The organism is Streptomyces sp. NPDC048751 (genome assembly GCF_043198595.1).
Taxonomy (GTDB): domain Bacteria; phylum Actinomycetota; class Actinomycetes; order Streptomycetales; family Streptomycetaceae; genus Streptomyces.
This window is the reverse complement of record NZ_JBICUX010000001.1, coordinates 1,130,970-1,147,060: the sequence shown is the minus strand read 5'-3', so window position 1 is coordinate 1,147,060 and position 16,091 is coordinate 1,130,970. Positions and strand designations below refer to the sequence as shown.

Below are 16,091 nucleotides of genomic sequence, written 5' to 3'. Positions count from 1 at the left end.
ACCTACGGCGGCGGGGGCAGGGGCCTGTGACGGAGTCCCGTGACAGAAGGGCTGAACAAGCGCTTAGATAGGGGACCCGGACACTGTTTCGCCCGCGACCGCCGGAGGCCCTGTTGTTCACGTCCGTCGACGAAGTCTCCGCCCGCCTCGCCGAGACCGGGTACCTGGCCTCCCCCGCCGTCGCCACGACCGTGTTCCTCGCCGACCGCCTCGGCAAGCCGCTCCTCGTGGAGGGCCCGGCCGGGGTCGGCAAGACGGAACTCGCGAAGGCCGTGGCGCAGGTGGCCGGGGCCCGGCTGGTGCGGCTGCAGTGCTACGAGGGCGTCGACGAGGCCCGGGCCCTGTACGAGTGGAACCACGCCAAGCAGCTCCTGCGCATCAGCGCGGGCCGCGACGAGTCGTGGGACGAGACGCGGACCGACATCTTCGGCGAGGAGTTCCTGCTGGCGCGTCCGCTGCTGACCGCGATCCGCGGCGACGACCCCAAGGTGCTGCTGATCGACGAGACCGACAAGGCGGACGTCGAGGTGGAGGGCCTCCTCCTCGAGGTGCTCAGCGACTTCCAGGTGACCGTGCCCGAAATGGGCACCATCACCGCGACGCGCCGCCCCTTCGTCGTCCTCACCTCCAACGCCAGCCGCGAACTGTCGGAGGCACTGCGCCGACGCTGCCTGTTCCTGCACATCGGCTTCCCCGAGGAGGAGTTGGAGCGCCGGATCGTCCGGCTGAAGGTGCCGGGCATCGACGAGGCGCTGGCCGCGTCCGTGGTGCGGGTGGTGGGCGCGCTGCGCGCGATGGACCTGCGCAAGGTGCCGTCGGTCGCCGAGACCCTCGACTGGGCGCGCACCCTGCTCGCCCTCGGCGCGGACACCCTTGACGAGACCGTCGTACGCGACACCCTGGGCGTGGTCCTCAAGCACCAGGAGGACATTCTCAAGGCGGCCGCCAAGCTCGACCTGGACGCGCTGTGACGGCGGACGCGATCACGCCGGCGGCCGCACCGACGGATGTGACGGCGCGGCTGACCGGCCTGGTCGCCGCGCTGCGCTCGCACGGCATCCGCATCGGCACGGGAGAGACCGTGGACGCCGGGCACGCGGTCACCGCGCTGGGCCTAGCGGACCGCGCGCTGCTGCGCGAGGGGCTGGCGGCGACACTGCTGCACACCCCGGGCCAACGGCCGGTGTTCGACGCCGTATTCGACCTGTACTTCCCACGGAGCGTCGGCGCGCCGGACGGCGTCGAGGCGGACCGCGAGAGCCTGCGCGACCGGCTCGCCGCAGCCCTCGCCGCCAACGACTCCGCGCTGATGGGCCAGTTGGCGGTGGAGGCCGTCGACGGCTTCGGCGTCTACGGGAGTTCACCGGGCTCGGACGGCTGGTCGTCGTACCAGGCCCTGGACCGGATCCGACCCCAGACGCTGCTCGCCCGCGTCCGCGACGACGTGCGCGCGCAGTCGGACGGTGCCGGGTTCACCGACCGGCTCCTGGAGGACGAGATCCGGCGGCGCATCGAGGCCTTCCGCGCCCTGGTGGCGGCGGAGGCGCGGCGCCGGGTCGCCGAGCGGCGCGGCCGGGACGAGATCGCGCGCCGGGCCGTCGCCCCGACCGCCGACCGGGTCGACTTCCTGTACGCCGGGAAGGACCGGCTGGCCGAACTGCGGCGCACCGTCCAGCCGTTGGCCCGCAAGCTGGCGACGCGCCTGGCCGCCCGCCGCCGTCGCGCCGCCCGCGGCACCATCGATCTGCGGCGCACCCTGCGCGGTTCGCTGTCGACGGGCGGGGTGCCGATACGGCCCGTGCTGCGCCGACGCCGGCCCGCCCGCCCCGAACTGGTGCTGCTGTGCGATGTGTCGGGCTCGGTGTCCGGGTTCTCCGACTTCACGATGCTGCTGGTGCAGGCGCTGCACGACCAGTTCAGCAAGGTGCGGGTCTTCGCCTTCGTCAACCGTATCGACGAGGTGACCGGCCTCCTCGCCCGTGGCGCGGCCGACCCGGAGGGCCTCGGCGCCCGCATCCGCGCCGAGGCCACCCTCACGGGCTGGCACGGCAGCAGCGACTACGGCGTCGCGCTGGGCGAGTTCACGGAACGGTACGGCGCCGCGATCGGCCCCCGTACGACGGTCTTCGTGCTCGGCGACGCCCGCACCAACATGAGCGACCCGAACCTCCCCGCCGCGCGCCACCTCACCGAACGCGCCCGCCGCACCTACTGGCTGAACCCCGAGCCCAGGGCCCAGTGGGGCGGGGGCGACTCGGCCGCCCTCGCCTACGCGGACCTGATCGAGATGCACGAGTGCCGCAACGCCCGCCAGCTCAGCGCGCTGGTGGGGCGACTGCTGCCGATCTGAGCGAGTCCCGTGCCCCTCGACGGCGCTCAGCCCTCCTTGGCCTTCGCGTACTCCGTGGCCATCTGGCCCGCGAAGTCGTACACGATGCACTGTTCGTCGCCCACCACCCAGGCGTCGTGCCCGGGTGAGACCACGAAGACGTCGCCGGGACCGACCTCGGTCTCGCCGCCCTCGTCCATGGTGACGTGCATGCGTCCCTGGACCACATAGCCGTTGTGGTGGACCTGGCAGGTGTCGGTGCCCGCGATGGGTGCCACGGACTCGGTCCAGCGCCAGCCGGGCTCGAAGGTCGCCACGGCGAAGTCGAGGCCGCTCATGTGGACGGCTTCGAGGTGGCCGCGGGGGTAATCGCGCCGCTCGTCGGGCTTGTCGAGCGTCTTCACTTCCAGCATGACGCTCCTCCCTTCCGGCCGCGCCTCACCGCGGCCGGGGCCCGTCTCCCCGGCGGCCCTGGACGTCCCCGGTGGGGGCCGAGCCCCACCACTTCATCGTCCGCCCGTCCCCTCGGGGCCGCCATTCGGAGGAACGCGGACTCAGTCCGCGTCGCCGCAGAGGGAGGCGAAGCGGGCCGTGTCGATGTTGCCGCCGGAGACGATCACGCCGACACGGCGCGGGAGGGGCCCGGCGCGGCCGGCGAGGAGGGCGGCCAGCGGGGTGACGCCGCTGGGCTCGACGACGATCTTCAGGCGCTCGAAGGCGAACCGCATGGCCCGGCGGATGTCGTCGTCGGAGACGAGGGCGATGTCGTCGACGAGCCGCCGGTTCACGGAGAAGGTCAGTTCGCCCGGGGTGTGCAGGGCCTGGCCGTCGGCGATGGTGCGCGGCACGGGGATCTCGACGCGACGGCCCGCCGCGAGGGACCGCTTGGTGTCGTCACCCGCCTCCGGTTCGACGCCGATCACGCGGATGCCCGGGAGCAGGGCCTTGGCGGCCGTGGCGCTGCCCGCGATCAGCCCGCCACCGCCGACCGGTGTCAGCAGGGCGTCCAACTCGCCGACCTCCTCCAGGAGTTCGAGGGCCGCGGTGCCCTGTCCCGCCATGACGTGCGGGTGCTCGTAGGGCGGGACGATCGTCAGGCCCCGTTCGGCGGCCAGGGCCTCGGCGATGGTGACGCGGTCCGCGGCGTAGCGGTCGTAGGTGACGATCTCGGCGCCGTAGCCGGCGGTGGCCTCGCGCTTGGAGCGCGGGGCGTCCTCGGGCATGACGATCACGGCGGTGGTGCCGAGCTCCCGGGCGGCCAGGGCGACGGCCTGGGCGTGGTTGCCGGAGGAGTAGGCGGCGATGCCCCGGGCGAGCTGCTCGTGGGTGAGCCGGGAGGCGGCGTTGTAGGCGCCGCGGAACTTGAACGCGCCGACCCGCTGGAAGTTCTCGCACTTGAGGAGGACTTCCGCTCCCAGGAGCGCGTCGAGGGTACGGGAGCGCAGCACCGGGGTGCGGTGGGCGACGCCCTTGAGTCGCGCGGCGGCGTCGCGGACGTCGTCGAGGGTGATCGGCGGGGGCGCGGTCGTCACGTGGGGTCTCCCTCGGAGGTCTGGTCGGTGGCTCGGGACTGGGAGAGATAGCTGTAGGCGGAGGCGCGGGAGATGCCCAGGCGCTGCGCCACCTGCTCGATCGCACGGCGTACGGCGAAGACGCCCCGCTCGTCGAGGCCGCGGAACAGCTCCAGTCGCCGTGCGCGGTCGAGGCCGGCCCAGGTCTGGTTCCCGTGCAGCAGATGAGCGTCGACGAGGGCGTCCACGACGGAGTCGATGTCGTTGCCGAAGGTGGTCACCGGCGGATCGGCGCCGGCGCCGGACCCGGCGATTCCGGCGAGCGCGCCGAGCAGGGCCTGGGCCTGGTTGACAGCGGTGACGTCCAGGTTGACGCACAGGGCGCCGAAGACCGTGCCCGTGGAGTCGCGCAGCAGCATCGTCGAGGACTTCACCAGCTGTCCGGAGCCGGTCCTGGTGAGGTAGTTCAGCTCGTCCCCGGCCTTGTCGCCGCGGGCCAGGACGCGCAGGCCGATCTCGCTCATCGCCCCGCCCACGGCGCGCCCCGTCACCGAACCGGCGACGGCGACGACCGACTGCTCCGGGCGTCGGTAGTCGTGGATCACCACCTCGCACACGGGGCCGAACGTCGCCGCGATCCCGTCGGCGACGGGGCCCAGCGCGGCGAGGATCGCGTTCCGCTCCTGCTCCAGGGACTCCTCCGCTGCCATGCGCCCTCTCTCAGGTGGGGCCGACGGCCCCTGCGCACATCATGTTAGATGTACAGTCCAGACCTTGTACAGACAGTCCAGATGAAGTCCGAGGTGCCTAGCGAGCCGTCTGCATCTCCCGCCGGGTGCCGTGGGCATGGACGTCCAGCAGGGCACTCCCGCCACGGCGCCAGGCGTCGAGCAGGCGGGCGGCCAGCCGGTCCTCCAGCAGGTTCGTCGCCTGGATGCCGAAGACGACGTCGTCCTCCAGGTTGGGCTCGTTCTCCAGCAGTCCGCCGATCACGTCGTGCCGGACGACCTGCTCGTGCACGGCGTCCGCCTCCACGTGTTCGTCGTAGAACCGCACGGCCGCGGCGCCCGCCCCGACCCGGCGCAGGGCCTTCGCCAGTCGGCGGGACCCCGGGGACGACGTCACCTCGACCGTGGCGAAGTGCCCGACGAGGGCACCGCGCAGGGCGCGGTGCAGGCCGAGCAGGGAGGCCAGGTTGACGGTGGCGAGGAGCTCGGCGGGCGCGACGTCCACGTAGTGGCCGTAGGCCGTTTCGAGGCCCAGGTCCTCCATCAGGTCGGCGAACAGCCGCGCGTGGATCTCGTCGGCCCGGCCCGCGCCGAACTCGTCGAACTCGACGGCGACCATCGCGGCCTTGGCCCGGCCGTGCAGTCGAGGGATCACCCAGGCGTGCGGGTCGGCCTCCTTCAGGTGGTACAGCGACCTGAGGGCCGCGTACTCCTTGAGGTGTCGCAGCTCGCCCTCGTCGCGCAGGAAGTGGCTCACCCCGGCGGCCTCGGGGCCGACGGGCTCGGTCTGCAGGTCGTCCAGTGCCTGCCGTGCCGTGGCCCCGCCGTCGACGTCGGCGCGCAGGGCCGCGAGGAACCGCTGCTCCAGGGCGCGGCGGACGCGCAGCAGGGCGGGGTCCCACTCCCGGTCGTCGTCGACGTCCTCGAAGCCCTGGTAGTGCAGCTCGTAGAGGACGTACAGGGCGAGCTGGAGGTCGTCGCCGTAGGGGGCGGCGTCCTCGACGGCCCCCAGGGACGGCTGGTGGCACGGGTCGCGCAGGGCGCCGAGCACCGCGTGGGAGAGCGGTCCCCGCGCGGTGGGCAGCCGTGGGCTCCGCTCACGCGGTTCACGACCGATCGGCATCAGCCGGCTCCCTTCGTCCGAGACGTACGGTCCTGCTCCGGCCCCCCGCCCCTGGTGCGTCGCCGGTGGCTCGTGTCGCACCACGGGTAGATGGCGCTGCGGCGGCAGGTGCAGATGGCCACGGTGAAACGGTCGGAGGTCACGACCTCGCCGTCCTCACCGACGATCTCGACCGGGCCCTCGACGAGCAGCGGCCCGTCGCGCTCGGCGCGGATACGGCACGGGCGCTCATTCCTTGGAGGCACGGATCACCACCAGCTCTTCCCGCAGGTCCGCGGCGGACAGCCCGCGTCCGCGCAGCCAGGTCAGCCTGGAGCGCAGGACCGGGCCGAACGGGATCGACGTCCGGTCCGTGACCTCCGCGCTCAGCCCGGCGCCCTTCAGCCGGGTCAGCGTGTCCTCCACCCCGCACAGACCGGAGTGCACCAGCAGCAGGGCACCGGTGGGGCGCAGCACCTCCGGTGCCTCGGCGCACACACGGTCCAGCAGGGCGCGCCCGTCCTGCCCGGCGTCCCAGGCGCGTGCGGCTCCCCGCGGCGGCCATCGGCCGGGGGACGGGACGTACGGCGGATTGCTGATCACCAGGTCGAAGGAGCGGTCACGGACGGCGCCCGTGAGATCGCCGTGGCGGACCTCGACGCGCTGCCGGCTGCACCACGCGTTGAAGCGGGCGGTCAGCACGGCCCGCCAGGAGATGTCCACCGCCGTGACGCTGGCGCCGAGCCGCGCGGCCTCCAGTGCGAGGGCCCCGCTTCCCGTGCCCACGTCCAGGACGTCCGCGCCCGGCCGGATGCCCTCACGGCGCAGCGCGTCGGCCAGCAGACGGGTGTCGTGCTGCGGCTCGTACACGCCGGGCGGGGTCATCAGCCTCGGCGGGACGGGCGCTGTGGTGGTCTCGGTGGTCATCGGGCTCCTCGCCGTGCCCCGGCGGCACTCGGGTGGTCAGGTCCTGGTCGCTGCTCCCGGGTCCCCCTTCTGCACGTGCACCACACATGATCGGTGCGCTTCTCCCACTTACGGGTACACGGGACGATCTCACCGGGAGACGTCGAGGAGGGCTGAATCGATGGGCCGCACGCACGATCTTCCCGTCCTGCGCTCCCTCCAGGAGTTGGGGAGCCTGGTGCGGCGCTACCCCGATCTGTTCGTGCGCTGGTCGCGGGGCCCCCGGACCGATCTCGGCGCCTCGGCCAGCACGGACGAGCTGACGGGTGTACGCATGCCGGGGCTCTCGGCCAATCCGCTCGCCGTGGAACCCTGGTGGGAGGACCGTCCGGTCGAGCTCTGGGTCGCCCGGCGGCTCCACGACTACTCCCACCTGCCCCGCGACAAGGGCCCCGGGGTGCGGGCCTGGGTGCTGCGCGGGCGGATCGAGGGCCGTGGTCCCGACAACGAACCGCTGGTCCGCGAGGTCCGGCCGATCGGCTGGGTCGACGACGGGGTCATCAAGGAGGCACAGGCCGAGGTGGACCGGCAGGAGGGCGCCTGGGGCACCCTGCGCCGCGACGGCGACGACACGGACGCCGGGAACGGAGGCGCCGGGAACGGAAACGGAGACGCCCGCGCCGACGACCGATGAGTCGTCGGCGCGGGCGCGCGCCTCGCAGAGGTCCGGTCTCCGTCGGTCCTCGCCGTCAGTCCTCGCCGCGGACGATGTTCGAGTCGGGGCCGGCGCGGTCGACGGGCGCGGCGGTCCGGGCGTCGACGGCCGAGATCCAGGTACGTACGCCCTTGCCCCGCAGGCGACGGGCCCTCGCCCAGCCTGTCTCTGGCCTTCGGACTACCGGGTTCTCCATGGCGTGCGCGGTCACGGTTGCTTCATCTTCCTTCTAAGATCGCTTCGGTCCCTGAGTCGGTGTACGGACCGGGTGTACGGGCCGAGTCCCCCGTCGCGCCTCGGGCAAACGCCCGCGAGCCTCGTACCCGTCGAACCGGGCCGGCTCACCTGCCTCCGGTGCCGCCGCTGCCGAACGAGCCGCTGGACCCCTCGTCCCAGCGCCGGGGCGCCTGGTCCTCGCTGCGCCTGCCGCCGGAGTTCCTGAGTTCGTGCGGGGTGAGGCGTTCGCTCCCGTCGGCCGCACGGGGCATCTCGTCGGGTTCGCGGAGCTCGTGGGTCTCGCGCACCGGCCCGCCCTCGGGGACTCGCGGATGGTGCTCACCCGGTCGCAGGTGCGCGTGCTCGCGCCCGCGCACCCTGGTGCCGAACCGGACGGCCCACACCAGCGCACCGGTGATGACGAGACCGCCGACGAGGATGGCGAGGAATCCGAAGGTGGTACCGGCCCCGGCTGCTTCGTAGTGGATGGTGTCCATTGCCCCCGGGTACCCGCGACCGCCCTTCGGAATACGCGCGGGTACCACCTGCCCCTCCGACGGCGGAACGGGAGCGTGGCGTGAGCGGCCGCGCCGGGTCGCGGCAGTAGCGTCGGGCTGCCGTGCCGGGTCACGGCCCGGGCTCTCACCAGGCGCGCATGGAGGAGGACGATGACCGAACTGTCGGAACGCGTCGACGACGGAGCCGGCCGCGACACCTCCTCGCACTCCTTCGGCCATACGCTGCTGGGCTGGGCGACCACCACCGACCACAAGGTGATCGGCCGGCTGTACATGGTCACGGCGTTCTGCTTCTTCCTGCTCGCCGGTCTGCTGGCGCTCGCGATGCGCGCCGAACTCGCCCGTCCGGGGCTGCAGTTCCTCAGCAAGGAGGGCTACAACCAGTTCTTCACGGTCCACGGCACGGTGATGATGCTGCTGTTCGCCACGCCGATGTTCGCCGGTTTCGCCAACGCCGTGATGCCACTGCAGATCGGCGCGCCGGACGTGGCGTTCCCCCGCCTGAACGCACTGTCGTACTGGATGTACCTGTTCGGCGGTCTGATGGTCGTCTCGGGTTTTGTGGTGCCGGGCGGCGCGGCGTCGTTCGGCTGGTTCGCGTACGCGCCGCTGAACAGCTCGTACTACACCCCCGGCGCGGGCGGTGACCTGTGGACGATGGGGCTGGTGGTGACCGGTGTGTCGACCACGCTGGGCGCGGTCAACTTCATCGCCACGATCATGTGTCTGCGGGCGCCGGGGATGACGATGTTCCGGATGCCGATCTTCACCTGGAACGTGCTGTTCACCTCGATCCTGGTGCTGCCCGCGTTCCCGGTGCTGGCGGCGGCGCTGCTGGCGCTGGAGTCGGACCGGAAGTTCGGCTCGCACGTCTTCGACGCGGCGAACGGCGGTGCCCTCCTCTGGCAGCACCTGTTCTGGTTCTTCGGGCACCCCGAGGTGTACATCGTGGCGCTGCCGTTCTTCGGGATCGTCACGGAGATCATCCCGGTGTTCTCACGCAAGCCGTTGTTCGGGTACCTGCCGTTGATCGGCGCGACGATCGCGATCACCATGCTGTCGGCGGTGGTGTGGGCGCACCACATGTTCGCCACGGGCGCGGTGCTGCTGCCGTTCTTCTCGCTGATGTCGTTCCTGATCGCGGTGCCGACGGGCATCAAGTTCTTCGCGTGGATCGGCACGATGCGCAACGGGTCGCTGTCGTTCGAGACTCCCATGCTGTGGGCGATGGGGTTCCTGGTTTCGTTCCTGCTGGGCGGGCTGAGCGGGGTGCTCATCGCGTCGCCGCCGCTGGACTTCCACCTCACCGACTCGTACTTCATCGTGGCGCATCTGCACTACGTGCTGTTCGGCACCGTGGTCTTCGCGATGTTCGCCGGGTTCTACTTCTGGTGGCCCAAGTTCACCGGCCGGATGCTGGACGAGCGTCTGGGCAAGCTGCACTTCTGGCTGCTGTTCCCGGCGTTCCAGCTGACCTTCCTGGTGCAGCACTGGCTCGGCGAGGAGGGCATGCCCCGCCGGTACGCCGACTACCTGCCCTCGGACGGCTTCACGCTGCTGAACACCCTGTCGTCGGTGGGCGCGTTCCTGCTCGGCGTCTCCACCCTCCCCTTCCTCTACAACGTGTGGCACACCGCCCGCCACGGGCGGCGCGCCACCTCGGACGACCCCTGGGGGTATGGACGGGGGCTGGAGTGGGCGACGTCCTGTCCGCCGCCCCGGCACAACTTCGTGGCGCTGCCCCGGGTGCGTTCGGAGTCCCCGGCGTTCGACCTGCACCATCCGGACATCGAACTGCGGAAACAGGAGCACTTGCCCCATGCGGACTGAGGCGTTGCTGTTCGGCGGTGTCGCCGTCTTCTTCGGGGGCACCGCGGTGCTCTACGGCATCTGGTCGCACGGGGATCCGGCCGGTACGGCGGCGCTGATCGTGGCGTGCCTCATGGCCGGGGTGATCTCGTTCTTCTGCGCGGTGAACTACCGGCGCAGGGGACGGCGCCCCCAGGACCGCGGCGACGCCGAGGTGGCCGACGGCGCCGGGCCGCTGGAGTTCTTCCCGCCGGAGAGCCACTGGCCGATCGCGACCGCCGCCGGGTTCGCGGTCGCCGCGACCGGGGTGGTGTACGGGCTGTGGCTGTTCCTCATCGGCGTCGGCGCCCTGGGAGCCGGGGTGTTCGGAATGGTGTTCCAGTACGCCGACCGGGGCTCCGGCCGGGAGGGCTGATCGGTGCCCTGGGGGCGCCGGGGCGGAACGTCTCCACCGGCCGGTGGTCGCTCTCGTAGCCCCCGGTGACGGACTGACGCACCTCTCCGGTCTCCTCGCCCTCGGTCAGGCGTTCGCGCTCCGACGCCAGCAGGGCGTGGCACAGCCGGCGGGTGACCATGAAGCCCAGGACCGGGCCGACGACGAGGGCGACGCGCAGGATCCAGGTCAGGACGTTCACGGAGACGCGGAACGTCTGGGCGATGATGTCGTTGCCGCCGGCCAGCAGCAGGACGCCGTAGAAGACGATGCCGGCGACGCCCAGTCCGGTGCGGACGGGACGTTCGCGCGGGCGGTCGCACAGGTGGTGCTCCTGTCTCCCCTCCCCCGTGAGCCGCTGCTCGACGAACGGATACAGGTACAGGACGAGGAAGAAGACCCCGGGAAGGACGACGGCCGGCAGCAGGACGTTCCACATGAGGGTGTGCCCGGCGACGTTGGTCTCCCAGGGCGGTACGAGCCGTAGCGCGCCCTCCAGGAAGCCGACGTAGAAGTCCGGCTGGGAACCGGTCGACACGAGGTCGGGGCGGTAGGGGCCGTAGACCCAGACCGGGTTGATCTGCGCGAGCCCGGAGAGAGCGGCCAGCACGCCGAAGACCATGAGTGACAGGCCGGCCGAACCTGCCGCGAACTGGGGGAGCATCGGCTTGCCGACGGCGTTCTCGTTGGTCCTGCCCGGACCGCGCCACTGGGTGTGCTTCAGGTAGAACACCAGGATCAGGTGGACGGTGACCAGGCCGATCAACGCGGCGGGCAGCAGCAGGATGTGCAGGCCGTACAGCCGGGGCACGATGTCCGAACCGGGGAACTCGCCCCCGAAGGCGAACATGCTCACGTACGTGCCCACCACGGGGATCGACAGCATGATGCCCTGCGCGATGCGCAGTCCCGTGCCGGAGAGCAGGTCGTCGGGGAGCGAGTAGCCCGCGAACCCCTCGGCCAGGGCGAGCACGAGCAGGGTGACGCCGATGACCCAGTTCACCTCCCGGGGCCTGCGGAAGGCGCCGGTGAAGAAGATGCGCAGCAGATGCACGCCGATCGCGGCGACGAAGACGATGGCCGCCCAGTGGTGCATCTGACGGATGAGCAGGCCGCCGCGGACCTCGAAGCTGATGTGCAGGGTGGAGTCGAAGGCCGCGGACATGCGGACGCCCTGCAGGGGGACGTACGAGCCGTCGTAGAGGACCTCGCGCATGTTGGGCTCGAAGAAGAAGGTCAGCCAGATCCCGGTCAGCAGCAGGACGATCAGGCTGTACAGCGCCAGTTCACCCAGGAAGAACGACCAGTGGTGGGGGAACGCCTTGCGCAGCAGCGCGCCGCCCCCGTCGTAGACCGGCAGCCGCGCGTCGGCCGCGTCGGCGACCTTCGCAGCAGCCCCGTCCTCCCGCTCGCGCTCCACGCGGCGCCTCCCTCCGCGACCGGGCCACACCCGTCACAGGGGATGACTTGCCGCCGCCGCGCCGGGCGAGCACCCGTGCGCGGCGAAACACTCGCCCGGCGCGGCCAAGACACCCGTTCGGACGACATCAGTCGTCGGGGTGGCCCTCGGCGGTCCTGCGGTTGGCGTTCGGGCTGGGCGAGATGGGGTCGCCCGTTCCGCCGTGGGTCGGCCGCGAGGTGTCGACGTCGTCCTCCTCGCCTTCCTGCTTGAGCTCCTCCAGCACCTCCTCCGTGGCGTCGTGGGTCGGCTCCTTGTGTGTGTGACGGCGCTTCAGGTTGTTTCGCATGGGCGCCGGGTACCCGGAGATCGGTCGCTCATCGCCCGTGGAAGCAGGCATTACGCACCCGTGTCCGGGTACTCAGCCACCATGCGTGTAGGAGTGGTGGACGCTGGGTCGAACACGGTGCGGCTGGTGGTCGCGGACGCGGAGGGCGGGGTGCCGCTGCCGGTGCACACGGCCAAGTGGAAGCTGCGCCTGTCCGAACAGGTGGGGCCGGACGGGCACATCGGCGAGGAGGCGGTGGAGCAGCTGGCGCAGGCGGTGGGCGCGGCCGCCCGCACCGCCCAGCGGTGGGGCGCGCCCGGCCCGTTGGCGTTCGCGACCGCTGTCGTACGGGCGGCGCCCAACCGGCTGGACGTGCTGCGTACGGTGCACCACCGGACCGGGGTGCGGATGTGCACCCTGCCCGGTGAGGTGGAGGCCGAGCTCACCTTCCTCGGCGCCCGGCGCTGGCTGGGCTGGCGCTGCGGGCCGCTCGCGCTGTTCGACATCGGCGGCGGCTCCCTGGAGGTGGCGTTCGGGCGGGGGCGGCTGCCGGAGTTCGCGGCCTCGCTGCCGCTCGGCGCCAACCGGCTCACCAACGAGTTCTTCCGCACCGGGGACCCTCCCACGCTGGAGGAGGTGAAGGCGCTGCGGCGCAAGGTGCGCCACCAGTTGCGTGACGTGTCGGCCCGCATCCGCTGGGAGGGGCCGCGCACCGCCGTCGCCACCTCCCGTACGTTCCAGCAGCTGGCCCGGCTGTGCGGGGCCGCGCCAGGGCGTGACGGACCCTTCGTCGACCGCGTCCTGCACCGCGCCGACCTGCGCCGCGCCGTGGACACGCTCGTCGCCCTGCCCGCCGCCGAACGCGCCCTCCTGCCGGGCATCTCCGCACCACGCGCCCGGCAGAGCCTCGCGGGCGCCATCGTCGGCCACACCGCCCTCAAACTGACCGGCATCCGCACGGTGGAACTCTGCCCCTGGGCCATCAGAGAAGGCGTCTTCCTCCGCTACATCGAGGAGGGCCCCGACTGGTGGACCAGCACCACCCACGAAACCGACGGCGAGCTCACCGCCCCCGGCGCACCCCTGCGAGTGGCCGCGTCGACGAGCTGAGCGGCCCGGGACCTCTGCACGGGGCGTGTGGAGGTGGCGTGGGTGCCCCGGCGGCGGACACGAGCAGGGACGTGTGCCGCGGCGGATCCGAGCGCGCCTGCGGGTGGCCGTCCGCTCCGCCATGCCGCGGCACCAGCTGATTGGCACGCGATCGCTCAACAATCCATCGGCACCATCAGAAGCACGGCGGAGGTGTGCACGACGGCTCCGACGGTCAGGTCGGGTTCACGAATCGGCAGCCACAGCAGCGCCACGTCGACCTCCCCGGCCCGCAACGGGTCCAGGGGCGAGGCCGGTTGGATCTCGCGGTATTCAACGGAGGCACCAGGATGGCGAATGTCACGTAACTCCACAGCCCCACCCCCAACTGTCTCGCGCTGTGGACGCCAAGGTAGCCCCCTCCGGCCCGTCCCAGGGACCCTGCGGCCACTGCGTGACAGCGGGTGTATCGCCCGCCCCGCACCTGTCTCGTGGACTCACAGCCGGCGCGAACCGCGGCCGCCCCGTCGGACCAGGCGGCGCAGCAGGCGGAAGGTCTGGAAGAGGGTGAGGGGCCACAGGGCGGCGAAGCACCAGATGACGGTGGGGTTCGAGGTGCGGATGGCCAGGACGGCGAGGAGGATCGACGCGGAGGCCAGGAGCAGGACCGACGCGGTGAGCCACGGCAACCCCCGTCGCGTCCGCACGGGGGGCTCGCCGCGCATCGCTCGCGCGAAGCGCCGGTCGCGTCCCAGGGTCGCCTCGATCCGCAGCAGGGCGAGGCGTTCGCCCGGTGACAGTCGTACGTCGTCCGTGTGCCCGTCTTCCACGGCGGCGGTACCTCCTTCGAGCCAGGGACCCCGCACTGGGCCGAGTGCCCCGAAACCGCCCCTCGAAGCACGCGGCGAAGCCCGTCGTGCCTACGCCGTCCTCGCCTCCTGCCCGTCGGCCGCCGCACCCGTGGCACCTGTCCGCTCCCGTCGGCCCAGCAGTGCCGCCGCCACCACCGCCCCCAGCGCCGCACCCGCCGCCGCCACGAGGACGGCCGCGTGGAAGCCCTGGGTCATCAGGTCGCCGACGGAGCGCAGGACGTCCTCGCGGAGGGACGGTGACTGGGCCGGGATGTCGTCGAGGCGCCCGTGCTCGACGGCCTCGGCCAGCCTCTCGCGGGCCGTGCCGGGCAGCGGGAGCGCCGACAGGACGTCCGGCAGGCCCGAGTGCAGCTCCCGCTGGACGAGCGTGCCGGACAGGGCCACGCCGAAGACGGCGCCGACCTGTCGGCAGGTCTGGGACATGCCCGAGGCGACACCGGCCTGTTCCGGCGGCACGGCCGACAGCAGTGCGACCGTGGCCGGAGCCCCCACCACGGACACGCCGGCGCCGATCAGCACGAGCGGCCACCAGTACGTACCGAAGCCGCTGCCGGCCTCCATGCCCAGCAGCGCCACGAACCCGCCCGCCGCCACCAGCGACCCCAGGACGATGGCCAGTCGTGTCCCCAGTCGGCCCGCGACGGCCGGTGCCAGCACCGACGCCACGGTGATGGACACGGTCAGCGCCAGCAGCCGCAGCCCGGTCTGCACGGGAGTGAGCCCGTCGACCTGCTGGAGGAAGAGGGTGAGCAGGAAGATGATCCCGAACAGCCCGAAGAAGCCGAGGAAGTTCACCGAGCAGGTCATCAGCACCACGCGGTTGCGCAGCAGCGCCAACGGCAGCATGGGGTTGCGGGCCCGGCTCTCCCACCCCACGCACAGCCCGAGCACCAGCAGCGAACCGCCGAGCAGCCCGAGGATGCGTGCCGAACCCCAGCCCCGCTCTCCGGCCTCGATCAGGGCGTACGCCATCACCCCGATCCCGGCAACGAACAGCACCTGCCCGACCCAGTCGATGCGTCGGCCCGTCGCTCCCCGCTCGCTGCGGGCCCCCGCCCCGAGCGGCAGCAGCCGGGCCAGCGCCACCATGGCGATCACGCCGATCGGCAGGTTGACCCAGAAGATGCTCTGCCAGGAGTACGCGTCGACGAGCAGCCCCCCGACGATCGGCCCGGCGGCCAGCGCCACCCCGCCCACGCCGGCCCACACGGCCACCGCCGAGGCCCGGGACCCTTCCTCGGTGTAGAGCTGACGGATCAGGGCCAGCGACACGGTGATCATGACGGCGCCGAACACGCCCTGGACGGCCCTGGCCACGAGCAGCGCCTCGATGGTCCCGGACAGCGCGCACGCCACCGACGCGCCGGTGAAGCCGACGAGGCCCACCAGGAAGACCCGGCCGCGTCCCAGCGTGTCGCCGAGCGTCCCCGCCGTGAGGAGGAAGCACGCGAAGGTGAGGACGTAGATGTCGAACACCCACTGCAGGGCCGAGACCCCGATGTCCAGCTCGGACTGGATGTCGGGCAGCGCCACCCCCACCACCGTGCTGTCGAGGTACACCATGACGACACCGGCGCAGATGAACGCCAGGCGCAGCGGGCGCGACCCGCGTCCCCGCGCCGCCGCGACGGTCACGAGCCGACGACCGCGGAGTCCCGCCGGCTGCTGGTCAGCTCGATCTCCTGGCCGAGGAGCCCGCGCAGGATGAGCTCGATGCTGTCGCTCAGCGCGCGCATGGCGACCGGGTTGATGATCGGTTCCAGGCTGGGGATGCCCATGTCGAACTCGCAGGAGAACAGGACCACGACGTCGGGTCCGGTCTGCCGGACGTCCCAGGTGCCGACGAAGCGGGCGAAGTCGCCGGTGAGCTGTTCGAAGGTGATGTGCCGGGCGGTGGGGTCGATGACGTCCCGTTCGGTCCAGGTGAGCACGCCGCCGCGGAAGTTCACGGCCCAGGCGGAGTCGACGGTGCCCGCCTCGTCGGCGGTCACCGTGACCTCGCGGACGGCGTCGGTGTGGTCGGAGTAGCGCTCGAAGTCACGGATTCGGTCGAACACCTGGTCGGCGTCGCGGTCGGACAGTAGTCCCTCGACGGTGATGAAGCAGGCCATGACGGGTTCCTCCGTTGGCGATGAT

The 16,091-nt window shown here is 72.0% G+C and carries 19 protein-coding genes; 6 read left to right on the top strand and 13 right to left on the bottom strand.

What is annotated here, in order from left to right:
* The first annotated feature begins 113 nt into the window (after window positions 1–113).
* Both ACGFNV_RS05195 and ACGFNV_RS05190 read left to right on the top strand, forming a co-directional pair.
* Entirely contained in the window at window positions 114–971 is an 858-nt protein-coding gene (locus ACGFNV_RS05195; protein WP_393619460.1) for an AAA family ATPase, read from the top strand.
* A complete protein-coding gene (locus ACGFNV_RS05190; RefSeq protein WP_393619459.1) occupies window positions 968–2,350 on the top strand; it encodes a VWA domain-containing protein in 1,383 nt (460 codons plus the stop codon). Before ACGFNV_RS05195 ends, ACGFNV_RS05190 begins: the two co-directional genes overlap by 4 nt.
* Before the next feature lie 26 nt (window positions 2,351–2,376).
* Here the strand turns inward: ACGFNV_RS05190 and ACGFNV_RS05185 are convergent, their stop codons facing one another.
* From ACGFNV_RS05185 to ACGFNV_RS05160, 6 genes are all read right to left on the bottom strand, one after another.
* A complete protein-coding gene (locus ACGFNV_RS05185) occupies window positions 2,377–2,742 on the bottom strand; it encodes a cupin domain-containing protein (RefSeq protein ID WP_393619458.1) in 366 nt (121 codons plus the stop codon).
* A gap of 141 nt (window positions 2,743–2,883) precedes the next feature.
* A complete protein-coding gene (locus ACGFNV_RS05180; RefSeq protein ID WP_393619456.1) occupies window positions 2,884–3,861 on the bottom strand; it encodes a threo-3-hydroxy-L-aspartate ammonia-lyase in 978 nt (325 codons plus the stop codon).
* A complete protein-coding gene (locus ACGFNV_RS05175; RefSeq protein WP_393619455.1) occupies window positions 3,858–4,550 on the bottom strand; it encodes a transcriptional regulator in 693 nt (230 codons plus the stop codon). Before ACGFNV_RS05175 ends, ACGFNV_RS05180 begins: the two co-directional genes overlap by 4 nt.
* Window positions 4,551–4,647: 97 nt before the next feature.
* The gene (locus ACGFNV_RS05170; protein ID WP_393619454.1) at window positions 4,648–5,691 is read right to left on the bottom strand and encodes an iron-containing redox enzyme family protein; all 1,044 of its coding nucleotides are present in this window, start codon (window positions 5,689–5,691) and stop codon (window positions 4,648–4,650) included.
* On the bottom strand, window positions 5,691–5,936 hold the full coding sequence (locus ACGFNV_RS05165) for a CDGSH iron-sulfur domain-containing protein (protein WP_393619453.1): 246 nt from the start codon (window positions 5,934–5,936) through the stop codon (window positions 5,691–5,693). Before ACGFNV_RS05165 ends, ACGFNV_RS05170 begins: the two co-directional genes overlap by 1 nt.
* Window positions 5,920–6,597 carry a HemK2/MTQ2 family protein methyltransferase gene (locus ACGFNV_RS05160; protein WP_393619451.1) on the bottom strand — a complete coding sequence of 226 codons (678 nt, stop codon included), beginning with the start codon at window positions 6,595–6,597 and terminating at the stop codon, window positions 5,920–5,922. The genes ACGFNV_RS05165 and ACGFNV_RS05160 overlap by 17 nt, the downstream gene beginning before the upstream one ends.
* A 160-nt stretch (window positions 6,598–6,757) precedes the next feature.
* Here ACGFNV_RS05160 and ACGFNV_RS05155 point away from each other — a divergent pair, with 160 nt between their 5' ends.
* A complete protein-coding gene (locus tag ACGFNV_RS05155; protein WP_393619450.1) occupies window positions 6,758–7,270 on the top strand; it encodes a DUF6098 family protein in 513 nt (170 codons plus the stop codon).
* Between the two features lie 55 nt (window positions 7,271–7,325).
* On the opposite strand, the gene ACGFNV_RS05150 is transcribed toward ACGFNV_RS05155, so the two are convergent.
* Window positions 7,326–7,502: a hypothetical protein gene (locus ACGFNV_RS05150; RefSeq protein ID WP_393619448.1), complete on the bottom strand. Its 177-nt coding sequence runs from the start codon at window positions 7,500–7,502 to the stop codon at window positions 7,326–7,328.
* 130 nt (window positions 7,503–7,632) lie between these two features.
* The gene (locus ACGFNV_RS05145) at window positions 7,633–8,004 is read right to left on the bottom strand and encodes a DUF6479 family protein (RefSeq protein WP_393619446.1); all 372 of its coding nucleotides are present in this window, start codon (window positions 8,002–8,004) and stop codon (window positions 7,633–7,635) included.
* A gap of 294 nt (window positions 8,005–8,298) precedes the next feature.
* Between ACGFNV_RS05145 and ctaD the strand changes: the two genes are divergently transcribed.
* Both ctaD and ACGFNV_RS05135 read left to right on the top strand, forming a co-directional pair.
* Window positions 8,299–9,855, top strand: a complete 1,557-nt coding sequence (ctaD, locus tag ACGFNV_RS05140; RefSeq protein WP_393620034.1) for a cytochrome c oxidase subunit I — start codon at window positions 8,299–8,301, stop codon at window positions 9,853–9,855.
* Complete coding sequence (locus ACGFNV_RS05135; protein WP_393619445.1) at window positions 9,845–10,249, top strand: cytochrome c oxidase subunit 4; 405 nt, start codon at window positions 9,845–9,847, stop codon at window positions 10,247–10,249. Before ctaD ends, ACGFNV_RS05135 begins: the two co-directional genes overlap by 11 nt.
* Here ACGFNV_RS05135 and ACGFNV_RS05130 read toward each other — a convergent pair.
* Window positions 10,167–11,687 carry a cytochrome bc complex cytochrome b subunit gene (locus ACGFNV_RS05130; RefSeq protein ID WP_393619443.1) on the bottom strand — a complete coding sequence of 507 codons (1,521 nt, stop codon included), beginning with the start codon at window positions 11,685–11,687 and terminating at the stop codon, window positions 10,167–10,169. The two genes, ACGFNV_RS05135 and ACGFNV_RS05130, sit on opposite strands and share 83 nt — an antisense overlap.
* Window positions 11,688–11,814: 127 nt before the next feature.
* Window positions 11,815–12,015 carry a hypothetical protein gene (locus tag ACGFNV_RS05125; RefSeq protein ID WP_393619442.1) on the bottom strand — a complete coding sequence of 67 codons (201 nt, stop codon included), beginning with the start codon at window positions 12,013–12,015 and terminating at the stop codon, window positions 11,815–11,817.
* Between the two features lie 81 nt (window positions 12,016–12,096).
* Here ACGFNV_RS05125 and ACGFNV_RS05120 point away from each other — a divergent pair, with 81 nt between their 5' ends.
* A complete protein-coding gene (locus ACGFNV_RS05120) occupies window positions 12,097–13,104 on the top strand; it encodes a Ppx/GppA family phosphatase (RefSeq protein ID WP_393619441.1) in 1,008 nt (335 codons plus the stop codon).
* 476 nt (window positions 13,105–13,580) lie between these two features.
* On the opposite strand, the gene ACGFNV_RS05115 is transcribed toward ACGFNV_RS05120, so the two are convergent.
* The 3 genes from ACGFNV_RS05115 to ACGFNV_RS05105 form a co-directional block, all read right to left on the bottom strand.
* Complete coding sequence (locus ACGFNV_RS05115; protein WP_393619439.1) at window positions 13,581–13,913, bottom strand: DUF3040 domain-containing protein; 333 nt, start codon at window positions 13,911–13,913, stop codon at window positions 13,581–13,583.
* A 90-nt stretch (window positions 13,914–14,003) separates the two neighbouring features.
* Window positions 14,004–15,590 carry an MFS transporter gene (locus ACGFNV_RS05110; protein ID WP_393619437.1) on the bottom strand — a complete coding sequence of 529 codons (1,587 nt, stop codon included), beginning with the start codon at window positions 15,588–15,590 and terminating at the stop codon, window positions 14,004–14,006.
* Window positions 15,587–16,066, bottom strand: coding sequence for a type II toxin-antitoxin system RatA family toxin (locus ACGFNV_RS05105; protein ID WP_393619436.1), 480 nt, complete (start codon window positions 16,064–16,066; stop codon window positions 15,587–15,589). The genes ACGFNV_RS05110 and ACGFNV_RS05105 overlap by 4 nt, the downstream gene beginning before the upstream one ends.
* Window positions 16,067–16,091: the final 25 nt, after the last annotated feature.

Bases quoted from the DNA above. Each gene is read 5' to 3' on its own strand.
- ACGFNV_RS05120 (WP_393619441.1), top strand. From the start codon at position 12,097: ATGCGTGTAGGAGTGGTGGACGCTGGGTCGAACACGGTGCGGCTGGTG.
- ACGFNV_RS05160 (WP_393619451.1), bottom strand. From the start codon at position 6,597: ATGACCACCGAGACCACCACAGCGCCCGTCCCGCCGAGGCTGATGACC.
- ACGFNV_RS05105 (WP_393619436.1), bottom strand. From the start codon at position 16,066: ATGGCCTGCTTCATCACCGTCGAGGGACTACTGTCCGACCGCGACGCC.
- ACGFNV_RS05170 (WP_393619454.1), bottom strand. From the start codon at position 5,691: ATGCCGATCGGTCGTGAACCGCGTGAGCGGAGCCCACGGCTGCCCACC.
- ACGFNV_RS05155 (WP_393619450.1), top strand. From the start codon at position 6,758: ATGGGCCGCACGCACGATCTTCCCGTCCTGCGCTCCCTCCAGGAGTTG.
- ACGFNV_RS05135 (WP_393619445.1), top strand. From the start codon at position 9,845: ATGCGGACTGAGGCGTTGCTGTTCGGCGGTGTCGCCGTCTTCTTCGGG.
- ACGFNV_RS05185 (WP_393619458.1), bottom strand. From the start codon at position 2,742: ATGCTGGAAGTGAAGACGCTCGACAAGCCCGACGAGCGGCGCGATTAC.
- ACGFNV_RS05125 (WP_393619442.1), bottom strand. From the start codon at position 12,015: ATGCGAAACAACCTGAAGCGCCGTCACACACACAAGGAGCCGACCCAC.
- ctaD (WP_393620034.1), top strand. From the start codon at position 8,299: ATGGTCACGGCGTTCTGCTTCTTCCTGCTCGCCGGTCTGCTGGCGCTC.
- ACGFNV_RS05145 (WP_393619446.1), bottom strand. From the start codon at position 8,004: ATGGACACCATCCACTACGAAGCAGCCGGGGCCGGTACCACCTTCGGA.
- ACGFNV_RS05175 (WP_393619455.1), bottom strand. From the start codon at position 4,550: ATGGCAGCGGAGGAGTCCCTGGAGCAGGAGCGGAACGCGATCCTCGCC.